Consider the following 18,200-nt stretch of genomic DNA (forward strand, 5'->3'; position numbering starts at 1 on the left):
GGAGCAGAGGGCATCTTGATTTGCATCAACGAGCAGCGGCGCTATGCCACATGGCCTTTTAGTGGCCCATCAGCCAGTGCTGGTGCGGCCCTGGCAAGGTCCAAATACCGAACACAATGACCAGCAATCCACCGGCCATGCGCACGCTGCGTTTGCGCAATAACGCGGTGACGCGTTCGGCGGCCAGCCCAGTCGCCAGCAGCACGGGCCAGGTGCCCAACCCGAACGCGAGCATCAGCAAGGCACTGTCCAGCGCATTGCCCTGGCTCGCGGCCCACAGCAGGGTGCTGTAGACCAACCCGCACGGCAACCAGCCCCACAGCGCACCCAGCAGTAAAGCGCGAGGCAGGCTGGACACCGGCAGCAAACGGGTGGCAACGGGCTGGATATGCCGCCACAGGCCGCGCCCGAGGCTTTCGATACGGGTGAGGCCGCTCCACCAACCGGCCAGGTACAGGCCCATGCAGATCAGCAGCAGACCGGCGAGTACGCGCATGAACATCGCCGCCGGGCTATTGGCCACGGCCCAGCCGGCCAGGCCGATCAACAGCCCAGCCGTGGCGTAACTGAGGATTCGCCCCAGGTTGTACGCCAGCAGCAGGCGAAACCGGCGACTGCGTTGCTCCTTGGGAATTGCCAAAGTCAGCGCGCCCATCAGCCCGCCGCACATGCCCAGGCAATGACCGCCGCCCAGCAGGCCCAGGATCAGCGCGGAGACCAGCAGCGGCGCCAATTCAAGCATGAGGTGGGTCTTTGGGCGGTTGTTCCGGACCGTTGGCTTCGTCGATGGCGGCCAGGTGGTTCGGGTCCTGGTCGTCGAACAGCACGCTGTGGGCCGGGCCGTCGAGGTCATCGTACTGGCCGCTGTCCACGGCCCAGAAGAAGATGTAAATAGCGATGGCCACTATCAGCAGCGCCGCCGGAATCATCACGTATAAAGCTGGCATCTGCACTCCATGCCCGCGCGGCTCACGCGGGCAGCGGGCGGGTGATTGAGGGGGCGCTGGCGGACTGTGCGCTCGGCACGCGAGTCAGGCGCAGGGCGTTGAGTACCACGGTCAACGAACTGATGGACATGCCGACTGCCGCCCAGATTGGCGTGATCCAGCCCAAAGCAGCAAACGGCAACATCAGGCCATTGTATAGGCCCGCCCAGAGCAGGTTTTCAATAATCACTCGTCGGGTGCGCCGCGCCAGGCTGAAGGCCTGCACCAGAGCGTCGAGGCGATTGGAGAGCAACACCGCATCGGCACTGGTCTTGGCCAGGTCGGTGGCCGAGCCCATTGCCACGCTGATATCGGCGGCGGCGAGGACGGGGACATCGTTGACGCCATCGCCGAGCATCAGCACCTTGCGACCTTCCTTGTGCAGCTGTTGCAGCACGTGCAGCTTGTCGTCGGGACGCAGGCCGCCGTGGGCCTCGTCTATGCCCAGCTCAAGGGCGACACTGGCGACCATCGGCGAACTGTCCCCGGACAGCAGCAGTGTGCGCCAACCGCGCGCCTTGCAAGCGGCGAGCAGGGCGGGGGCGTCGCTGCGCAGGCGGTCATCCAGTACGAACCAGGCGAGGGCGCCGCTGCGGTCGCCCAGCAGCAGCCATTGTCCGGCGTCGTCCGGCGGAGCGGGGATCGGGCAGCCACTGAGTTCGCAGACGAAACCCGGCTGGCCGATGCGCAGCAGACGCTCGCCCACTCGACCTTCCAAACCGAGACCGGGCGTACTGAGCACTTCTTCAGCGGCCAGTGGCGCACGGCCAAAGGCGCGGGCAATCGGGTGTTCCGAGCGGTTTTCCAGTGCGGCGGCGAGCCCCAGGCAGTCGTCGCTGCCCAATTCGCCCAGCGGCCGGATCGCGCGCAGGGCCAGGCGACCTTCGGTGAGGGTGCCGGTCTTGTCGAAGATCACCGTGTCGATCTGGTTCAGGCCCTCCAGCACATGGCCACGGGTCAGCAGCAGCCCGAGTTTGTGCAGGGTGCCGGTGGCGGCGGTCAGGGCGGTAGGTGTAGCGAGGGACAACGCACATGGGCAGGTCGCCACTAACATCGCCAGCACGATCCAGAACGCTCGTGATGAGTCCAGTTCCCACCACAGCAGGCCGATCAGCGCAGCGGCGATCAGCGAACACAACAGGAACCACTGCGCGGCGCGGTCGGCGATTTGCGCCAGTCGCGGTTTTTCGGCCTGGGCGCGCTCCAGCAGGCGCACGATGGCGGACAGGCGGGTCTCGTGGCCAAGGGCGCGCACTTCGACGGTCAGCGCGCCGTCGACGTTGAGGGTGCCGGCGGTGACGGTGTCGCCGACTTGGCGCGGTTGCGGCAAGTACTCGCCGGTGAGCAGGGACTCATCAATGCTGGACTGGCCATCGAGGATCACGCCGTCTGCTGGCAGCACCGCGCCCGGATGCACCAGCACCCGGTCGCCCAGGGCCAGTTCGCTCAACAGGATGCGTTCGCTCTGGCCGTCGTCTTTCAAGCGCAGGCACGACGCAGGCAGCAGGTTGACCAACTGCGCAGTGGCCGCCGCCGTGCGCTCCCGGGCACGGCGTTCCAGGTAGCGACCGGCCAGCAGGAACAGTGCAAACATGCCCACTGCATCGAAATACAGCTCGCCGACGCCGGTGATCGCGGTCCATATTCCCGCCAAATAAGCCCCGCCAATGGCGAGGGATACTGAAACGTCCATGGTCAGGTGGCGCGTGCGCAGGTCGCGCATGGCGCCCTTGAAGAACGGCGCGCAGCTGTAGAACACGATGGGGGTTGTCAGAAACATCGCCACCCAGCGCAGGATTACATGCAGCTCCGGGCTCAGGTCGATATTGAATTCCGGCCAGGTGGCCATGGTTGCCATCATTGCCTGGAACCACAGCAGCCCGGCGACACCGAGTTGGCGTAAAGCCAGACGGTTTTCGCTGGCCAGTTGCTCAGCGGCGCGGTCGGCCTGATAAGGATGGGCGGCATAGCCGATATGGCGCAGCTCACTGAGCACTTGGCTCAACGGCAATTGCCCGTCGGCCCAGCGCACCTGCAAGCGATGGTTGGACAGGTTCAACCGCGCCTCGGCAACGGCGGGCAAGCTGCGCAGGTGTTTTTCGATCAGCCAGCCACAGGCGGCGCAGCTGATGCCTTCCATCAACAGGGTCGTTTCAGCCAGTTCGCCTTGGTGGTGCACGAAGGGTTTTTGCACGTCCGCGCGATCGTACAGCGCCAGCTCGTCCACCAGTTGCACCGGCAGCGTTTCGGGGTTGGCCGAGGCTTCGCTGCGGTGCTGGTAATAGCTTTCCAAGCCTGCGGCCACGATTGCTTCGGCCACCGCCTGGCAGCCCGGGCAGCAGAGTTCGCGGCGCTCGCCGAGGATATCGGCGGTGAACCGACTGCCGGGCGGTACGGGCAGGGCGCAATGGTAGCAGGGAGTGGGGGTGGTCATGGTTCGGGATCTTTGGTGGCTGGGAAGGCCTCATCGCCGGCAAGCCGGCTCCTACGAGAGGGGGTGTAGGTCTGTAGGAGCCGGATTGCCGGCGATGCGCGAAGCGCAGGTGTTTATTTTTTCAGGTCTTCGGCACCCTGCAACGGTTCATCACCCAACAGCAAGTCTTTGTCGTGGCTGACTTCTTCTTCCTCGAACAGCCGCCAGGTCTTGTCGCCTTCCACGCCCAGCAGTTCCACGAAGCGGCGGCCTTCGACTTTGTCGGTGACCTGGCCGATGTAGCGGCCGGGTTCGCTGTCGCTGCGGGCCAGGTTGATTTTGCGATCTTTCTCCGGCTGAGTCGGGGAAATCAGGTTCAATTCCAGGGTGTTCGGGTTGCTGTAGCCGGTGAGCTTCAGCTCGACTTCACCGGTCAGTTCGTCCAAATGCAGCTTGGCGCGCAGTTGCAGGGTCTGCGCCAGGCGTTCGCGGTCCAGTGAGCGGTTGATGCCCTTGCCAGCCTCGTAGTAGTTGTCGTTGACCAGGTTGTCCGGGTTGTTTACCGCGATGGTCACCATGGACAAGGTCAAGGTCACCGAGCAGGCGAGGATCCCGATGATGATCCAGGGCCAGAGGTGCTTGTACCAAGGGCTTGCGGCAGTGGCTAAGGGCATTGTTCCGTTCTCTCTTTATCGAACTTGTGGGCCGATGAATCGGCTCTTGGCTTCAATGTTGACGCTGGCGTCATCGGCATCGGTGAGGGTGAATTTCACCTCGTTGGTGCTCGACGGCAGTTGTTCCGGCGCACTCGACAGTTCCACTGGCATGCTGACGATATCGCCGGCAGCCACTTTGATCTCGCGCCGGCCCTGTAGTTTGAGGTCTGGCAGGCCTGATGCGTCGAGCACGTAGGTGTGGTCGCGCTGGTCCTTGTTCATGATCTTCAGGCTGTAGACGTTTTCGATCCGGCCTTCGGCGTTTTCGCGGTAGAGCACGCGGTCTTTGCTCACGTCGAAGCCCACCAGCGACCGCATGAAGAACGCCCCGGCCAACAGGCTGATCATCGCCAGCAACACCAGGGCGTACCCGATCAGGCGTGGGCGCAGCTTGTGGGTTTTCTGCCCGGACAGGTTGTGCTCGGTGGTGTAGCTGATCAGGCCGCGCGGGTACTCCATCTTGTCCATGATGTTGTCGCAGGCGTCGATGCACGCGGCGCAGCCGATGCACTCGATTTGCAGACCGTCGCGGATGTCGATGCCGGTGGGGCACACCTGCACGCACATCGTGCAATCGATGCAGTCGCCCAGGCCTTGGGCCTTGTAGTCGATCCCTTTTTTACGCGGGCCACGCAGCTCTCCACGACGTGGGTCGTAAGAGACGATGAGGGTGTCTTTGTCGAACATCACGCTCTGGAAACGCGCGTACGGGCACATGTAGATGCACACCTGTTCGCGCAGCCAGCCGGCGTTGCCGTAGGTGGCGAGGGTGAAGAAACCGACCCAGAAATACGACCAGCCATCGGCCTGGCCGGTGAAGAAATCGAACACCAGTTCGCGGATCGGCGAGAAGTAGCCGACGAAGGTAATCCCGGTGGCAAAACCGATCAGTAGCCACAGGCTGTGCTTGCTGAATTTGCGCAGGAATTTGTTGGCGCCCATCGGCGCTTTATCCAGCTTGATGCGTTGGTTGCGGTCGCCTTCGGTGACTTTTTCGCACCACATGAAGATCCACGTCCACACGCTTTGCGGGCAGGTATAACCGCACCACACGCGGCCGGCGTACACCGTGATGAAGAACAGGCCAAACGCCGCGACGATCAGAATACCCGAGAGCAGGATGAAGTCCTGGGGCCAGAAGGTCGCACCGAAAATGAAGAACTTACGCTCCGGCAGGTTCCACCACACGGCCTGGTGGCCACCCCAGTTCAGCCACACCGTGCCGAAGTAGAGCAGGAACAAAGCAGCGCCGCCGAGCATTCGTAAATTGCGGAACAGGCCGGTAAAGGCGCGGGTGTAGATTTTCTCGCGCGGGGCGTAGAGGTCGACGGTGGCGGTCGAGTGTTTGGCAGGCGGGGTAACGTCATGTACCGGTATTTGGTCGCTCATCATTGCATCCCACGGCGGTGGAGATTTGCCTCGGCCAGTACGTGCCAACCGGGGTCAAATTAGGGGTCTTGCAGTGGCGTAATGATACGCCCCCGATGCTGCGCAAGGGGTGCGACCTTTGGTCGCGTTGGGGAAAATCAATTGATGGTGTACGTGATCTGGATCAATTGACTTGTGAAGTATGGACGGTTTTTGCGGGCTCAACCTTCAAAAAGCCGAAGATCCAATGTGTGAGGGGGCTTGCTCCCGATAGCGGCGTGTCAGTCAGAGTCACTAATACTGATCCACCGTCATCGGGAGCAAGCCCCCTCTCACAAGGGTTTTTTGGTGTTTCTGGGTAAGGGGGTAGCCTTACTGCTCCTCGGCCTTCTTATCCCCATGGGACAAGCTGTAAACATACGCCGCGAGCAAGTGCACCTTGTCATTGCCTTGCAATTGTTCCTGCGCCGGCATCTGGCCCTGGCGGCCGAAACGGATGGTCTGCTGCAGTTGGGCGAAGCTCGAACCGTAGATGAATGCACCGGGGTGGGTCAGGTCGGGCGCGCCCATTGCTGGGGTGCCTTTACCGGCTGGGCCGTGGCAGGCCACGCAGTTGGCGGCGAAGAGTTTTTCGCCGTTGGCTACGTTCGCCTTGACGCCTTCGGGCAGTTTGCGGCCGTCGAGTTGGGTGACCACGTAGGCCGCCACGTCGCTGACACCCTCTTCTTGCAGCACCGGCAGCCAGCCCGGCATCACGGCATGACGGCCTTTCATGATGGTTTCCTTGATCGTCGCCGGCTCCCCACCCCAGCGCCAGTCGGCGTCAGTCAGGTTGGGGAAGCCGTAGGCACCCTTGGCGTCGGACCCGTGGCACACCGAGCAGTTGGACGCGAACAAGCGGCCACCCATCTTCAGGGCTTGCGGGTCCTTGGCGACTTCCTCAATGGGCATGGAGGCGAATTTGGCGAAGATCGGACCGAACTTGGCGTCCGACCGGGCCATTTCCTTTTCCCATTCGTGTACACCGGTCCAGCCGGTCTGGCCGTTGGCGAAGGGGGTTTGCTTGTCGTTGTCGAGGTAGTTGTAGCCTGGCAGCAGGCCTTTCCAATTGCCCAGGCCTGGGTACAGCACCAGGTAGCCAAGGGCAAAAATGATGGTGCCGACGAACAGCATGAACCACCACTTGGGCAATGGGTTGTCGTACTCCTCGATGCCATCGAACGAGTGGCCGACGGTCTCGTCGGTTTGCTCGGCGCGCTGGCCCTTGCGGGTCGACAGCAACAGCCAGGTCAGGGCGAAAATGGTACCCAGACTGAGGACTGTGACGTACAGACTCCAGAACGTAGTCATTCTTTGTTACTCCTAGAAGCTTGCTCGACGTGCTTGATGGCTTCGGGATCATCCGCAAAGGGCAGCAAGGTCGCGTCTTCAAACTCCGACTTGCGCTTGGGGCTGAACACCCACAACGCCAGGCCGATAAAGGCTACCATCACCACAACGGTGCCCAGGCCACGAATCATCCCGATATCCATGAAGAGTCACCGTTTGCTTTTGATGATGGTGCCCAGGCCTTGCAGGTAGGCCACCAATGCGTCCATTTCGGTCTTGCCCTTTACGGCTGCGGCTGCACCGGCGATGTCTTCGTCGGTGTAGGGCACGCCCAGGGTGCGCAAGACTTCCATCTTCTTCGCGGTGTCCTTGCCGTCGAGCTTGTTTTCCACGAGGAACGGGTACGCCGGCATTTTTGACTCAGGCACCACGTTGCGCGGGTTGTACAAGTGCGCACGTTGCCAGTCATCGGAGTAACGCCCGCCAACACGGGCCAGGTCAGGTCCGGTGCGCTTGGAACCCCACAGGAACGGGTGGTCCCATACGCTTTCGCCGGCGACCGAGTAGTGGCCGTAGCGTTCGGTTTCGGCGCGGAACGGGCGGATCATCTGCGAGTGGCAGCCCACGCAACCGTTGGCGATGTAGACGTCGCGGCCTTCCAGTTCAAGGGCGGTGCGCGGCTTCATGCCTTCCACCGGCTTGTTGGTCACGTCCTGGAAAAACAGCGGAACGATCTGGGTCAGGCCGCCGATACTCACGGCGATGACCATGAAGAAGGCCAGCAGGCCGATATTCTTCTCGACTACTTCATGCTTCATCAGTGGGCTCCCACAACGGCGATCTTGGCGGCGGCTTCGGCTTCTGCGGGGTCCGAGGCACGCACGGTGCGCCAGACGTTGTAGGCCATGAACAGCATGCCAGCAGCGAAGAACGCACCGCCCAGGGCGCGGACGATGTAGCCCGGATGGCTGGCTTGCAGCGCTTCGACGAACGAGTAGGTGAGGGTGCCGTCATCGTTGATCGCACGCCACATCAGGCCTTGGGTGATGCCGTTGACCCACATCGAAGCGATGTAGAGCACGGTGCCGATGGTGGCCAGCCAGAAGTGCGTGTTGATCAGCCCGACGCTGTGCATCTGCGCACGGCCGAACAGTTTGGGGATCATGTGGTACAGCGCACCGATGGAGATCATCGCCACCCAACCGAGGGCACCGGCGTGAACGTGGCCGATGGTCCAGTCGGTGTAGTGGGAGAGCGAGTTGACGGTCTTGATCGCCATCATCGGCCCTTCGAAGGTCGACATGCCGTAGAACGCCAGGGATACCACAAGGAAGCGCAGGATCGGGTCGGTGCGCAATTTATGCCAGGCACCCGAGAGGGTCATCATGCCGTTGATCATGCCGCCCCAGCTCGGAGCCAACAGGATGATCGACATCGCCATGCCCAGGGACTGCGCCCAGTCCGGCAGTGCGGTGTAGTGCAAGTGGTGCGGGCCGGCCCAGATGTAGAGGGTGATCAATGCCCAGAAGTGCACGATGGACAAACGGTACGAGTAAATAGGACGTTCGGCCTGTTTCGGCACGAAGTAGTACATCATCCCCAGAAAACCGGTGGTGAGGAAAAAGCCTACGGCGTTATGCCCGTACCACCACTGGATCATCGCGTCCGTCGCGCCGGCATATGCCGAGTAGGACTTGAACAGGCTGACCGGCAGCGACGCGTGGTTGACGATGTGCAGCATCGCCGTGACCACGATGAACGCACCGTAGAACCAGTTGCCCACGTAGATGTGCTTGGTTTTGCGCTTGACGATGGTGCCGAAGAACACCGCACCGTAGGTCACCCACACAATCGCCAGCAAAATGGCGATCGGCCATTCCAGCTCGGCGTATTCCTTGGTGGTGGTGTAGCCCAGTGGCAGGCTGACGATGGCGCCGACGATGACCGCCTGCCAACCCCAGAAGGTAAAGGCGGCGAGGCCATCGGAGATCAGTCGCGTCTGGCAGGTTCGCTGCACGACATAGTAGGAGGTGGCAAACAATGCACATCCGCCGAAGGCGAAAATCACCAGGTTGGTGTGCAGCGGGCGTAGGCGACCGAAGGTCGTCCATGGCAAGTCGAAATTCAATTCCGGCCAAACCAGTTGCGAGGCGATGAACACCCCGAGCCCCATGCCAAGGATCCCCCAGACCACCGTCATGATGGCGAACTGGCGGACTACCTTATAGTTATAAGCAGTCGGACTGATTGCTGTGCTCATTCTAAGGTTCCACGGTTTAGGTTTTTTTATAGGTAAAATCGGCCGCAAGTATGTAGAAAGCGAGGGGCCATTGCAACGCAATGGCTGACCTGGATCAATGCGTTCCACGCCAGATTCTGCGCCCTTTCCATGTTTGGCGTAAGGACAAAATCAGAAATCGAAAGCTGATCGAGTGGACAGGAAATTTTGGGGGTCGCAACGACTGTCGTCGCGTACGCCAAGATCGGTCCGCTGTGCAAGCAAGCGTAGACCCGAATGGCAGTAGGGGAAAGTTGTGCTTTGGAGGGGTGTGACACTTGGTCGCGTAGCGCGGTAGAGCTGCCGCCCCAAATTGGGGCGGCAGTCAGATGTTACTGAGCTGCGCTTTCTGGCATTGCACCATCAGCGTTGTGAGACAGGCTGTACACGTAAGCTGCGAGCAGGTGCACTTTGTCGTTGCCCTGCAACAGTTCCTGCGCCGGCATCTGGCCCTGACGGCCGTGACGAATGGTCTGCTGCAATTGCGCCAGGCTGGTGCCGTAGATATAGCCGCCTGGCAGCGTCAGGTTCGGCGCCCCCATGACTTCCATACCGTGGCCTTCCGGCCCATGGCAGGCCACGCAGGTGGTGTTGAACGCCGCTTTGCCCGCATCCAGGTCGGCAGTGCTATCGGCCGGCAGTGGCAACTTGGCCAAATCGTGACGTACATAGGCAGCGACGTTTTTCACACCGTCGTCACCCAGCACCGTACCCCAGGCCGGCATCGCCGCGTGGCGACCGTTCAGGATGGTGGTCTTGATGGCCTCAGCCGAGCCGCCCCAGCGCCAGATGTTGTCTGCCAGGTTAGGGAAGCCGAACGCGCCCTTGGCGTCCGAGCCGTGACACACCGCGCAGTTGGACGCGAACAGGCGACCGCCCATCTTCAGCGCTTGCGGGTCTTTAGCGACTTCTTCAACGGGCATGGCCGAGAATTTGGCGAAGATCGGCCCGAACTTGGTGTCGGCCTTGGCCATCTCCTTGTCCCACTCCTTGGCCGAGGTCCAACCGTCTTCATAGCCCGGCAGCACACCTTTCCAGTTGCCCAGGCCCGGGTAGAGCACCAGGTAGCCGACCGCAAACACCAGGGTGCCGGCGAACAGCATGAACCACCACTGGGGCAGCGGGTTGTCGTATTCCTCGATACCGTCGAAGGCGTGGCCCATGGTCTGGTCGACACTGCCCTTGGTCTCGCCCTTGCGGGTGGCGATCAATAGCCAGGTCAGCCCGATCAGGCTGCCGAGGGTCAGTACGCAGATCCATGTACTCCAGAATAGGGTCATGGCCGATTGCTCCTTGTTGCAGGCTCTTCTTGAGCGTCGGATGGAGAAGGTTCATCGGCGAAGGGCAGCAGGCGCGCCTGCTCGAATTCCTCATTGCGCCGGTTGTTGAACACCCACAGCGACAGGCCGATAAAGGCGATGGCAACGACCAGCGTGCCAAGGCCCCGGATGGTGCCCGCATCGAATTCAAATCCCATGGCTCACCTCTTGCTCTTGATGGCAGTGCCGAGTACTTGCAGGTACGAAACCAGCGCGTCCATCTCGGTCTTGCCCTTGAGGCTGGCCACGGCGCCACTGATGTCGTCGTCGGTGTATGGCACGCCGAGGGTGCGCATTACTTTCAACTTGTTCTCGGTGTGGCTGCTGTCGACCTGGGCCGTGACCAGCCACGGGTAGGCCGGCATCTTCGACTCGGGCACTACGTTGCGCGGGTTGTACAAGTGCGCGCGGTGCCAGTCGTCCGAGTAGCGGGCGCCAACGCGGGCCAGATCCGGGCCGGTGCGCTTGGAGCCCCACAGGAACGGGTGATCCCACACGCTTTCGCCCGCCACCGAGTAGTGGCCGTAGCGTTCGGTTTCGGCGCGGAACGGACGGATCATCTGCGAGTGGCACTGCACGCAGCCTTCGCGGATGTAGATGTCGCGGCCTTCCAGTTGCAGCGCGGTGTACGGCTTCATGCCTTCCACCGGCTTGTTGGTCACGTCCTGGAAGAACAGCGGGACGATCTGGGTCAGGCCGCCGATGCTCACGGCGAGCACCATGAGCAGCATCAGCAGGCCGACGTTCTTTTCAATCGTTTCGTGTTTCATCACAGACTCCTCAGGCCAGCTGCGCAGTGGTGGCGGCTTCGACAGGCTGCGGCGAACGCACGGTGCGCCACGTGTTGTAAGCCATCAGGAACATGCCGCTGAGGAACACCGCACCGCCCACCAGCCGCACGATGAAGCCTGGATGGCTGGCCACCAGGGTTTCGACGAAGGAGTAGGTCAAGGTGCCGTCTTCGTTGATCGCACGCCACATCAGGCCCTGGGCGATGCCGTTGACCCACATCGAGGCGATGTAGAGCACGGTGCCGATGGTGGCCAGCCAGAAGTGCGCGTTGATCAGGCCGAGGCTGTACATCTGCTCGCGACCGAAGACTTTCGGGATCATGTGGTACAGCGCGCCGATGGAGATCATCGCCACCCAACCGAGGGCGCCGGCGTGTACGTGGCCGATGGTCCAGTCGGTGTAGTGGGAGAGGGCGTTGACGGTCTTGATCGCCATCATCGGGCCTTCGAAGGTCGACATGCCGTAGAACGCCAGGGACACCACCAAAAAGCGCAGGATCGGGTCGCTGCGCAACTTATGCCAGGCGCCCGAGAGGGTCATCATCCCGTTGATCATGCCGCCCCAGCTCGGAGCCAGCAGTACCAGAGACATCACCATGCCCAGGGACTGCGCCCAGTCCGGCAGCGCGGTGTAGTGCAAGTGGTGCGGACCGGCCCAGATGTACAGGGTGATCAGCGCCCAGAAGTGCACGATGGACAAGCGATAGGAATACACCGGACGTTCGGCCTGCTTGGGCACGAAGTAGTACATCATCCCCAGGAAGCCTGCGGTGAGGAAAAAGCCTACCGCGTTGTGCCCATACCACCACTGCACCATGGCATCCGTCGCACCGCCGTAGAGGCTGTAGGACTTGGTCAGGCTGACCGGGATTTCCAGGTTGTTGACGATATGCAGGATCGCCACGGTGATGATGAACGCACCGAAGAACCAGTTACCGACGTAGATGTGCTTGGTGTTGCGCTTCATCACCGTGCCGAAGAACACGATGGCGTAGGCCACCCAGACAATGGTGATCAGGATGTCGATCGGCCATTCCAGCTCGGCGTATTCCTTGGAACTGGTGTAGCCCAGCGGCAAGGTGATCGCAGCCAGCAGGATGACCAACTGCCAACCCCAGAAGCAAAACGCGGCGATTTTCGGCGCGAACAGCTGCGTTTGGCAGGTGCGTTGCACCGAGTAGAACGAGCTGGCAAACAGTGCGCAGCCGCCGAAAGCGAAGATCACCGCGTTGGTGTGCAGCGGGCGCAAGCGGCCGAAGCTGGTCCAGGGCAAATCGAAGTTGAGTGCGGGCCAAACCAATTGGGCGGCGAGAAAAACCCCGAGCCCCATGCCGACGATGCCCCACACCACCGTCATAATGGCGAATTGGCGGACCACCTTGTAGTTATAGGCGGTACTTAAAGTAGTGTTCATGGTTCCCCATCCACGGTTCAACCCAAGCAAATGCGGCACTTGGGCTGGAGTTATAGGCAGACTAAATAGCGAGGCAAGCATGGGCAAAGAGCACAAGGCCAGTATTGACGGGGATCAATGGGCGCAGTGTGTGCGGGAACACGGCTGGTTGTGGGATGTAGCGAAAGGGTCTATCGCGCGTACACCGGTGACGCTGATCCTGGCCCACGGCGCCGGCGCACCGATGGACTCATCCTTCATGAACGACATGGCTGCACGCCTTGCCGGGCATGGCGTCAACGTGTTGCGCTTCGAGTTTCCCTACATGGCCCAGCGTCGATTGGATGGTGGCAAACGCCCACCCAACCCGGCGCCGAAACTGCTGGAAGCCTGGCGCGAAGTGCATGCCGAGGTGCGACGTCATGTCGCTGGGAAACTGGCCATTGGTGGCAAGTCCATGGGCGGGCGCATGGCGAGTCTGTTGGCCGATGAATTGGCCGCGGACGCGTTGGTGTGCCTGGGCTATCCGTTCTATGCGGTGGGCAAGCCGGAAAAACCGAGGGTCGAGCATTTGGTCGAGCTAAAGACGCCGACGTTGATTGTGCAGGGCGAGCGCGATGCGCTGGGCAATCGGGCGACGGTGGAGGGGTATGTGTTGTCACCGAGCATCGAGGTGATGTGGCTGGTGGCGGGGGATCATGATTTGAAGCCGTTGAAGGCTTCGGGGTTTAGTCATGAGCAGCATTTGGAGGCTGCGGCGGTGCAGGTCGCCAGGTTTCTCGGCGCCTGTTAGGGACGTATCGGGACGTAGGTATCTACACATCTTCGATGCAAACATACCCTGAGAAAACGAGGCTCTTGTGGGGAGCGGGCTTGCCCCGCGCTGGGCTGCGCAGCAGCCCCAAAACCTGCCAGTCGGGTGTTGCTGAAAAAATGCGGTGTCTGGATTAGGGCTGCTTCGCAGCCCAGCGCGGGCAAGCCCGCTCACCACAGAGTTATGTGTCTGCCTTTAAGCGTTGTGTAGATAACCCTGCCCCCGAGAGCGGTCTAGCGGTTAAAACGCTCCACCAGCGAGTACTGGGTATTGGCGGTATGCGTCAATTCCTCACTCAACTGCGCCGAGTTCATCGCCTGCTCCGAGGTCTGATCTGCCAACAGCGCAATGGTGCTGATGTTACGGCTGATCTCTTCGGCTACCGAGCTTTGCTCTTCAGTCGCCGCTGCAATTTGCGTGGTCATGTCAGTGATATGCGCCACCGCCTCACTGATGCCCACCAACGCCTGATCCGCTTCCATCACCCGCGCCACACCTTCTTCGGCCTGGCGATGCCCGGCGTCCATGGTTTGCACAGCGGCGGCGGCGGTGTGTTGCAGCTTGGCGATCAGAGCATGGATCTGCCCGGTCGACTCGGCCGTACGCTGCGCCAGCTGCCGTACTTCGTCAGCTACCACGGCAAAGCCACGGCCCATCTCGCCGGCACGAGCGGCTTCGATAGCAGCGTTCAATGCCAACAGGTTGGTCTGGTCGGCAATGCCCTTGATCACGTCAACAACACCGCCGATCTCATCGCTGTCCTTGGCCAGTTGAGTGACGGTCACGCCCGTCTCACCCACGGCAACCGACAGACGCTGAATGGCCTCGCGGGTTTCCCCCGCGATATCCCGGCCGCGACCGGTCAAGCGATTGGCTTCCTGAGTGGCGTCAGCCGTGCGCTGCACATGGCTGGCGACTTCCTGGGTGGTCGCCGCCATCTGGTTGACCGCTGTGGCCACCTGTTCGGTTTCCACGCGCTGGCGTTCCAGGCCGCTGGAGCTGTTGTGGGCCAGGGTGTTGGACTGCGCCGCTTGCTCGTTGAGATGCTCAGCAGTGTCCTGCAAGCGTGTAAGGCATGTCTTCAGACGCGCTTCCTGGCTGAGGATCGACATCTCCAAGCGCGCCTGAGCGCCACGGCTGTCGGTGTACATCTGCGCGATCAACGGGTCGGAGGTGGTCTGCTCGGCCAAACGCAGCAGGCGCTTGAGACCGCGCTGTTGCCAGCTCAGGCCCAGCAGGCCCAACGGCACCGACAAACCCGCCGCCAGGGCAAAGCCCCAGTGGGAGTTGAGCGACACGCCAATCATGAAGCTCAACTGGCTGATCAGGATAAACGGCAGCCAGTCCTGCAACACCGGCAACCACTTGTCCCGCTGGGGAACGGCCGACTTGCCCTGGTTGATACGTTGGTAGAGCGCTTCGGCCCGGCGGATCTGCTCGGCGGTGGGCTTGATGCGCACCGATTCGTAGCCGACCACCTGATTGCCTTCAAAGACCGGCGTCACATAGGCGTTAACCCAGTAGTGATCGCCCGTCTTGCAGCGGTTCTTAACGATGCCCATCCATGGCAAGCCTTGTTTGAGCGTGGCCCACATATGCCCGAACACCGCCGCCGGCACGTCCGGGTGACGAACCAGGTTGTGCGGGGCGCGTACCAGTTCTTCGCGACTAAACCCACTGATCTCGACGAAAGCGTCGTTGCAGTAGGTGATCACGCCTTTGGCATCTGTGGTTGAGATCAACCGTTGCTGAGCGGGGAAGGTACGTTCGCGCTGGGTAACGGGTTGGTTATTACGCATGGTTGTTCAATCCGCAAGGCTTTCAGGGGGTATCGACCGGAACGGGGGTTTATTTAACTTATTTTTGCAACAATCCCTCGGTCGGACGCCACCTCACTGTTCTATTTGAGTTTTCCGGTATTGAGAATGTCGATCGCCATAGGCTGCTGGATAGTGCTGCGCTAATACTCGTGGATAAAAGCCATATGCTCAGTAGCGCCTTGGCTCAACTAGGTGAGTGTGGCATCCGGGTTAATGGGGTAAATACCGAAGCATCTGGAATACATTGAGAAGGCCATGGCATCCGGGGACGGGCTGTACGTCAATGCCGTTTCCGTTATAGAAGCCGGGCAGCCACTGGAACGCCAGGCTCAGTGCCAACACGATAAACAGCCCTTGTCCCGCCTAAATCACTTTGGCCAATTTCCCCGGTCGCAACACCAGCCACAACGCCCCCCCAATCAACACCCCGCCGTATAGATGCGCCATCGATAACGGTTCGTCGAGCAACAACGCCCCCCACAGCACCCCAAACGGCGGGATCAGGAAGGTAGTGGTCATCGACCTCACCGGTCCAATAGCCGTCAGCAACCGGAAGTACAAAACATACGCCAACGCTGTACACCCCAACCCCAACCCGAGCAACGATGCCCACACCTCCCAGCCACCCCAGCTCGCGGGCGGATGCAGGGCGGCGCTGTAGACGAAGAGCGGCAACAGAAACAACGTCGCGCCGAGCATGCTGCCCAAGGCGGACAGGCGACTGTCCAACCCGCCACGCTGGTCCAGCCAACGCCGCGCGAGGAAGCCGGCGAAGCCATAACAGGTGGTCGCCACCAGGCAGGCCACTGCACCCATCAGCAGCTCAAGGTCAAAGGCCACCGGCCTGGCGCGCGTGAGTACGCCTACACCAAGCAGGCCAAGGCTCACCCCGGCTATTTTTGAAGCGGTGAGCCGTTCGCTGAAGAACAGCCCGCCGATCAATACACCCATCAGCGGCGTGGTGGCATTGAAGATCGCCGAGTAACCGGCCGGCAGCACTTGGGCGGCCACGGAGTACATGGTCGCCGGGATCCCGGAGTTGATCACGCCGAGCAACAGGACTGTCTTGAACTTGCCCTGGAAATCCCAGCGCACTCGCATTACTGCCAGCATCACCAGCAGGCCGGCGGCGGCAATCGATACGCGGAAAAACGCGGTCGGGACGGGGCCGATTTCCGGGGCGATGATGCGCATGAACAAAAAGCTCGCGCCCCAAATGGCAGCCAGCCCCAACAGGTACAGGGTGTCGACAGGTCTCACGGAATATTCCTACATCAATAAGGCCGCGAGTGTTGCCCAGTCACCTGTCCGACACAATCACTGTTTACACGACAAACCGCGTCACCAAACCGTTGAGGTCCACTGCCAGGCGCGACAATTCCTGGCTGGCGGCCGAGGTCTGGGTAGCGCCGGCGGCGGTCTGGGTGGACAGGTCGCGGATATTCACCAGGCTGCGGTCCACTTCGCGGGCCACCAGCGCCTGTTGCTCGGCGGCGCTGGCGATCACCAGGTTGCGCTGGCTGATCTGCGAGATGGCGGCGGTGATTTTCTCAAGGGCGCTGCCGGCGCTGTTGGCCCGTTGCAGGGTCTGGCCAGCGTGCTCTGCGCTGCTGTTCAACGCTTCGACGGTGTCCTGCGTGCCTTGCTGGATACCGCTGATCATCTGCTCGATTTCTTCGGTGGAATCCTGTGTGCGCTGCGCGAGGGAACGCACCTCGTCGGCAACCACCGCAAAACCGCGCCCGGCTTCACCTGCGCGCGCCGCTTCAATCGCAGCGTTGAGGGCCAGCAGGTTGGTTTGCCCGGCAATCCCACGGATGACTTCCAGCACCTTGCTGATGTCCTGGGCCTGTACCGCCAGGCCTTCGGCTTTGTTCGAGGCGCTGAGTACTTCATCCACCAGGTTCTGGATCGAGCTGATGGTTTCGCTGATCTGGTAGTGGCCGTGCTTGCTGTCTTCATCCGAGGCCTGGGACGCTTCAGCGCTGGACACCGCATTGCCCGCCACTTCGTCCACGGCCGCGCTCATCTGGGTAACGGCGGTGGCGGCTTGTTCGATTTCATCGTTTTGCGCTTGCAGGCCGCGTGTGCTCTGTTCCATCACCGAGCTCATTTCTTCGGCGGCCGAGGCCAGTTGTTGCGCCGATTCGCTGATCCCACGGATGGTGGTCTGCAACTGCGTCTGCATGGTGACCAGGGCGCCAAGCAGTTGGGCCGGCTCATCATTGCCGCTGACGTTGATCGGTTGGCTCAAGTCGCCGGCGGCGATGGTGCGCGCCACGGACAGCGCCTGGCTGAGCGGCGCGGTGATGCTGCGGGTCAGCAGCCACGCCAGCAGCAAAGTGGCGATCAGTGCAATCACGATGATCAGGCCGACCACCCATTGCGCGCTCGAATACATCTGTGCGGCGGAGTCCGCAGCGGCTTCGACACCGTTCTGATTGAAGACGATCAGCTTTTCCAAACTCTGGGTGAGGAGGGTGCCTTGAGGCGCAAGGCGGTTGTTGAGCAGGTCAATAGCGTCTTGTTGCTGATCCTTATCGATCAAATCAACCATTTGGCCGACGATCGCCAGGTAGCCGGCCACGTCGGTTTTGACCTGCTTGAGCATCTCGCGCTCTTCGTCATTGGTCAGCAGGGTTTCATGGCGGGCCAGCAGGGTTTGCAGTTCGTTGCGCTGCAGGGTAATCAGGTTTCTGCTGTTGTCACGCACCCGGGACTCATCGGTGGTCACCAGGCGCAAAGCCTCCAGGCGGATACTGGCCGCGAAGGCCGCGCTGTCGTGGATATTCTCGATGCTCGGCATCCACGACTGCTCGATGACCAGCGCGCTTTCGCGCAGCTTGGCCATCTGCCCCAGGCCGAACAGGCCAACAATCACCAGCAAGCTGGCCAACACCCCAAAACTCAGACTGGCACGCAGACCGATCCTCATGTTCCTCAATGACATCTCAATGCTCCTTGGGCAATTAG

Annotated in this window: 17 protein-coding genes; 1 reads left to right on the forward strand and 16 read right to left on the reverse strand. The window is 61.4% G+C overall.

Annotation, left to right across the window (positions count from 1 at the left end; translation table 11 throughout):
• Nucleotides 1-58 precede the first annotated feature (58 nt).
• The 13 genes from BW43_RS11880 to ccoN (BW43_RS11820) all read right to left on the reverse strand — a co-directional run bounded on the left by BW43_RS11880 (nucleotide 59) and on the right by ccoN (BW43_RS11820) (nucleotide 12,614).
• Nucleotides 59-742 carry a sulfite exporter TauE/SafE family protein gene (locus BW43_RS11880; RefSeq protein WP_032887667.1) on the reverse strand — a complete coding sequence of 228 codons (684 nt, stop codon included), beginning with the start codon at nucleotides 740-742 and terminating at the stop codon, nucleotides 59-61.
• Nucleotides 735-947 (reverse strand): cbb3-type cytochrome oxidase assembly protein CcoS, encoded by a 213-nt coding sequence (ccoS, locus tag BW43_RS11875; RefSeq protein ID WP_032887669.1) that lies wholly within the window; start codon nucleotides 945-947, stop codon nucleotides 735-737. Before ccoS ends, BW43_RS11880 begins: the two co-directional genes overlap by 8 nt.
• A gap of 22 nt (nucleotides 948-969) precedes the next feature.
• On the reverse strand, nucleotides 970-3,420 hold the full coding sequence (locus tag BW43_RS11870) for a heavy metal translocating P-type ATPase (RefSeq protein ID WP_032887671.1): 2,451 nt from the start codon (nucleotides 3,418-3,420) through the stop codon (nucleotides 970-972).
• Nucleotides 3,421-3,533: 113 nt separating this feature from the next.
• Complete coding sequence (locus tag BW43_RS11865; protein ID WP_032887673.1) at nucleotides 3,534-4,073, reverse strand: FixH family protein; 540 nt, start codon at nucleotides 4,071-4,073, stop codon at nucleotides 3,534-3,536.
• A 15-nt stretch (nucleotides 4,074-4,088) separates the two neighbouring features.
• Nucleotides 4,089-5,504 carry a cytochrome c oxidase accessory protein CcoG gene (ccoG, locus tag BW43_RS11860; protein WP_032887674.1) on the reverse strand — a complete coding sequence of 472 codons (1,416 nt, stop codon included), beginning with the start codon at nucleotides 5,502-5,504 and terminating at the stop codon, nucleotides 4,089-4,091.
• 351 nt (nucleotides 5,505-5,855) lie between these two features.
• Nucleotides 5,856-6,833 carry a cytochrome-c oxidase, cbb3-type subunit III gene (gene ccoP, locus BW43_RS11855; RefSeq protein WP_032887676.1) on the reverse strand — a complete coding sequence of 326 codons (978 nt, stop codon included), beginning with the start codon at nucleotides 6,831-6,833 and terminating at the stop codon, nucleotides 5,856-5,858.
• Nucleotides 6,830-7,015 carry a CcoQ/FixQ family Cbb3-type cytochrome c oxidase assembly chaperone gene (locus BW43_RS11850; RefSeq protein WP_003175465.1) on the reverse strand — a complete coding sequence of 62 codons (186 nt, stop codon included), beginning with the start codon at nucleotides 7,013-7,015 and terminating at the stop codon, nucleotides 6,830-6,832. The genes ccoP (BW43_RS11855) and BW43_RS11850 overlap by 4 nt, the downstream gene beginning before the upstream one ends.
• A gap of 6 nt (nucleotides 7,016-7,021) precedes the next feature.
• The gene (ccoO, locus tag BW43_RS11845; RefSeq protein ID WP_003193167.1) at nucleotides 7,022-7,630 is read right to left on the reverse strand and encodes a cytochrome-c oxidase, cbb3-type subunit II; all 609 of its coding nucleotides are present in this window, start codon (nucleotides 7,628-7,630) and stop codon (nucleotides 7,022-7,024) included.
• Nucleotides 7,630-9,072, reverse strand: coding sequence for a cytochrome-c oxidase, cbb3-type subunit I (gene ccoN, locus BW43_RS11840; protein WP_032887677.1), 1,443 nt, complete (start codon nucleotides 9,070-9,072; stop codon nucleotides 7,630-7,632). Before ccoN (BW43_RS11840) ends, ccoO (BW43_RS11845) begins: the two co-directional genes overlap by 1 nt.
• Before the next feature lie 350 nt (nucleotides 9,073-9,422).
• Complete coding sequence (ccoP, locus tag BW43_RS11835; RefSeq protein WP_032887679.1) at nucleotides 9,423-10,370, reverse strand: cytochrome-c oxidase, cbb3-type subunit III; 948 nt, start codon at nucleotides 10,368-10,370, stop codon at nucleotides 9,423-9,425.
• A complete protein-coding gene (locus BW43_RS11830) occupies nucleotides 10,367-10,567 on the reverse strand; it encodes a cbb3-type cytochrome c oxidase subunit 3 (RefSeq protein ID WP_032887681.1) in 201 nt (66 codons plus the stop codon). Before BW43_RS11830 ends, ccoP (BW43_RS11835) begins: the two co-directional genes overlap by 4 nt.
• Before the next feature lie 3 nt (nucleotides 10,568-10,570).
• On the reverse strand, nucleotides 10,571-11,179 hold the full coding sequence (ccoO, locus tag BW43_RS11825) for a cytochrome-c oxidase, cbb3-type subunit II (RefSeq protein ID WP_032887682.1): 609 nt from the start codon (nucleotides 11,177-11,179) through the stop codon (nucleotides 10,571-10,573).
• Between the two features lie 10 nt (nucleotides 11,180-11,189).
• Nucleotides 11,190-12,614, reverse strand: a complete 1,425-nt coding sequence (gene ccoN / locus BW43_RS11820; RefSeq protein ID WP_032887684.1) for a cytochrome-c oxidase, cbb3-type subunit I — start codon at nucleotides 12,612-12,614, stop codon at nucleotides 11,190-11,192.
• 79 nt (nucleotides 12,615-12,693) lie between these two features.
• On the opposite strand from ccoN (BW43_RS11820), the gene BW43_RS11815 reads away from it, so the two are divergent.
• On the forward strand, nucleotides 12,694-13,386 hold the full coding sequence (locus BW43_RS11815) for an alpha/beta family hydrolase (RefSeq protein ID WP_032887686.1): 693 nt from the start codon (nucleotides 12,694-12,696) through the stop codon (nucleotides 13,384-13,386).
• A gap of 254 nt (nucleotides 13,387-13,640) precedes the next feature.
• On the opposite strand, the gene BW43_RS11810 is transcribed toward BW43_RS11815, so the two are convergent.
• From BW43_RS11810 to BW43_RS11800, 3 genes are all read right to left on the reverse strand, one after another.
• Nucleotides 13,641-15,206, reverse strand: coding sequence for a PAS domain-containing methyl-accepting chemotaxis protein (locus BW43_RS11810; protein ID WP_032887688.1), 1,566 nt, complete (start codon nucleotides 15,204-15,206; stop codon nucleotides 13,641-13,643).
• 384 nt (nucleotides 15,207-15,590) lie between these two features.
• A complete protein-coding gene (locus BW43_RS11805) occupies nucleotides 15,591-16,487 on the reverse strand; it encodes a DMT family transporter (RefSeq protein WP_032887690.1) in 897 nt (298 codons plus the stop codon).
• Between the two features lie 64 nt (nucleotides 16,488-16,551).
• Nucleotides 16,552-18,177: a methyl-accepting chemotaxis protein gene (locus tag BW43_RS11800; RefSeq protein ID WP_032887692.1), complete on the reverse strand. Its 1,626-nt coding sequence runs from the start codon at nucleotides 18,175-18,177 to the stop codon at nucleotides 16,552-16,554.
• Nucleotides 18,178-18,200: the final 23 nt, after the last annotated feature.

The organism is Pseudomonas sp. RIT357 (genome assembly GCF_000632245.1).
In the GTDB taxonomy this organism is placed as follows: domain Bacteria; phylum Pseudomonadota; class Gammaproteobacteria; order Pseudomonadales; family Pseudomonadaceae; genus Aquipseudomonas; species Aquipseudomonas sivasensis.